The sequence below is a fragment of the Streptomyces capoamus genome, assembly GCF_014654935.1.
Taxonomy (GTDB): Bacteria; Actinomycetota; Actinomycetes; order Streptomycetales; family Streptomycetaceae; genus Streptomyces; species Streptomyces capoamus.
On the sequence record NZ_BNBF01000004.1, the window covers coordinates 200,435 to 203,436 of the forward strand.

The following is a 3,002-nucleotide window of genomic DNA, read 5'->3' on the forward strand; positions in this document are numbered from 1 at the left end:
CGCACATAAGGCGTACATTCCGCGTACGCATTCGTATCCGAGGCGAAGCTGGAGGTGAAAGGACGCTGAAGCGGTCGGGTGACGAAACCCGAGATCGGGGAACCGGAAGTAATGCCCTGACCCACAAGGGGAGGGCCGGGTGCCCGGACGCCCGGCTCCCTCGCCGGAAGAAGGACCATGATGGCGCACGAAGACGACGGTGGGCAGGCTGTGCCGAACACCCCGGACATGCGCTCCGACGGCGACGGCGTCACACGCCGCCGTCCGCTGCGCGAGCGGCACGTCGAGGAGACGGTCGAGGTCGCGGTGCCGGTCCGCACGGCCTACAACCAGTGGACGCAGTTCAAGACGTTCCCGCGTTTCTCGACCGTGGTGCGCGACGTCGAACAGATCAGGCCCACCGTCACCGCGTGGACCATCGGCTACGGCCCCCTGCGTCACCGTTTCGCGGTCGAGATCGTGGAACAGGACCCTGACGCCTACCTGGCCTGGCGTGGCCTGGAGCAGCACCCCACCCACCAGGGCGAGGTGGAGTTCAGGCCGACGGAGTCCGGTGGCACCGCGATCACGGTCCGGATGCTTCTCCAACCAGCGGGGGCCGCCAAGATCCTCACCCGCTCGTCCAGGGTCGTGGGACTGACCACGCGACTGGTGCGCGCGGAACTGGTGAGCTTCAAGCACTTCATCGAAGGGCTCGGGCAGGAGGGCGGTGCCTGGCGCGGCACCATCCGCAACGGCCGGGTCCAGCACGACACCCCGGAACCGCCCAGGAGCCGTGTCGCCCAGTGGCCCGTCGGCTGACCCGCATACCGCACACGGCAAGAGAAAGGCCAAGCGATGCAGAACCCGCCCGGTGAGGAGCCGGAGACCTCCCTCTCCGTGACACCGCCGAAGAAGTGGGCGGCCGGGGTCCCCGCCGTCGTGCACGCGCTGGAGTACTCCCTGGAGCAGACCTCCCCGCGCAAGACCGGGGTCGACCTGCTCACCATGAACCAGGTGGGCGGGATCGACTGCCCCGGCTGCGCATGGGCGGACCCCGCCCCGGGCCGGCGCCACCGCAACGAGTACTGCGAGAATGGCGCCAAGCACATCAACGACGAGGCCACCACGCGCCGGATCACCGCCGACTTCTTCCGCGAACACAGCGTGTCCGATCTGGCCGCCCGCTCCGACATGTGGCTCAACCAGCAGGGCCGGCTCACCGAGCCGATGATCAAACGACCTGGGTCGAACCACTACGAGCCCATCGGCTGGAACGACGCCCTGGGCGTTCTGGCGCAGGAACTCAAGGAGCTGGACTCGCCCGACGAGGCGGTCTTCTACACCTCCGGCCGGGCCAGCAACGAGGCCGCCTTCGTTTTCCAGCTCTTCGCGCGCGCCTACGGCACCAACAACCTGCCCGACTGCAGCAACATGTGCCACGAGTCCAGCGGCTTCGCCCTGAACGAGACGCTGGGCGTCGGCAAGGGCACCGTGAGCCTCGACGACCTCCACCACGCGGACCTGATCTTCCTGGTGGGGCAGAACCCGGGCAGCAACCACCCGCGGCAGCTGTCGGCCCTGGAGGAGGCCAAGCGCAACGGCGGCCGCATCGTGGCGGTGAACCCGCTGCCGGAGGCGGGCCTGCGACGCTTCAAGAACCCGCAGAAGCCGCGCGGGGTCGTGGGGCGCGGCACCCAGATCGCCGACCGCTTCCTGCACATCAAGCCGGGCGGGGACCTTGCCCTGTTCCAGGCCCTGAACCGGCTGCTGCTGGAGGCGGAGGACGCACGTCCCGGCACCGTCCTGGACCACGACTTCATCGACGCCCACACCTCCGGCTTCGAGGAGTTCGCCCGGCACGCCCGCACCGTCGACTGGGACGACGTGCGCGCGGCAACGGGACTGACCCGTGAGGAGATCGAGAAGGTCCGCGACGAGGTCCTGCGGAGCGAACGCGTCATCGTGTGCTGGGCGATGGGCATCACCCAGCACAAGCACGGCGTACCCACCATCCGGGAGATCGTCAATTTCCTGATGCTGCGCGGCAATCTGGGGCGCGCCGGCACGGGCGCCTGCCCGGTGCGCGGCCACAGCAATGTCCAGGGCGACCGCACCATGGGCATCTGGGAGCAGATGCCGGACACCTTCCTGGACGCGCTGCAGAAGGAGTTCGGCTTCGACCCGCCGCGCCCGCACGGCCTGGACTCGGTGAACTCGATCAAGGCGATGCTAGAGGGCCGCGTCAAGGTCTTCCTCGCCCTGGCGGGGAACTTCGTGCGCGCGGCACCCGACAGCGAGGTCACCGAGAAGGCGATGCGTTCGTGCCGGCTGACCGCCCACATCTCCACCAAGCTCAACCGCTCGCACACCGTCTGCGGCGACACCGCCCTGATCCTGCCGACGCTCGGGCGCACCGAGCGTGATGTCCAGGCCGACGGCGAGCAGTTCGTCACCGTCGAGAACTCCATGAGCCAGGTGCACACCTCCCAGGGACGACTCGAACCGGCCTCACGCATGCTGCTGAGCGAGGTCGCCATCCTGTGCCGGCTCGCCCGGCTGAGCGTCGACGGCGAGAAGGACATCCCCTGGGCGAAGTTCGAGGGCGACTACAACACCATCCGCGACAGCATCTCCCGGATCGTGCCGGGCTTCCACGACTTCAACGCCCGGGTGACCCGTCCGGGAGGCTTCCAGCTGCCCAACCCGGTCAACGAGGGCGTGTTCCGGACCGAGACCGGCAAGGCCCGGTTCACCTGCAACGAGCGGGTGGTCCCCGTGGCCCCCGAGGGGCACCTGCTGCTGCAGACCCTGCGGTCGCACGACCAGTGGAACACCGTCCCGTACACCAACAACGACCGCTACCGCGGCATCCACGGCAGCCGCCACGTCGTCCTCGTCAACCCGGCCGACCTGTCCGGACTCGGCCTCGCCCAGGGCGATCGGGTTGACCTGGTGAGCGTCTGGGAGGACGGCACCGAGCGCCGGGCCGAGAACTTCGAGGTCGTGTCCTACCCCGCGGC

At 68.9% G+C, this 3,002-nt stretch carries 2 protein-coding genes; both read left to right on the forward strand.

Annotation, left to right across the window (positions count from 1 at the left end; all coding sequences use genetic code 11):
- The first annotated feature begins 180 nt into the window (after positions 1-180).
- The gene (locus IE312_RS09015; RefSeq protein ID WP_189980341.1) at positions 181-801 is read left to right on the forward strand and encodes an SRPBCC family protein; all 621 of its coding nucleotides are present in this window, start codon (positions 181-183) and stop codon (positions 799-801) included.
- A gap of 36 nt (positions 802-837) precedes the next feature.
- Positions 838-3,002, forward strand: a 2,165-nt coding sequence (locus IE312_RS09020) for an FdhF/YdeP family oxidoreductase (protein WP_229899383.1), incomplete at its 3' end; no start/stop codon positions are given.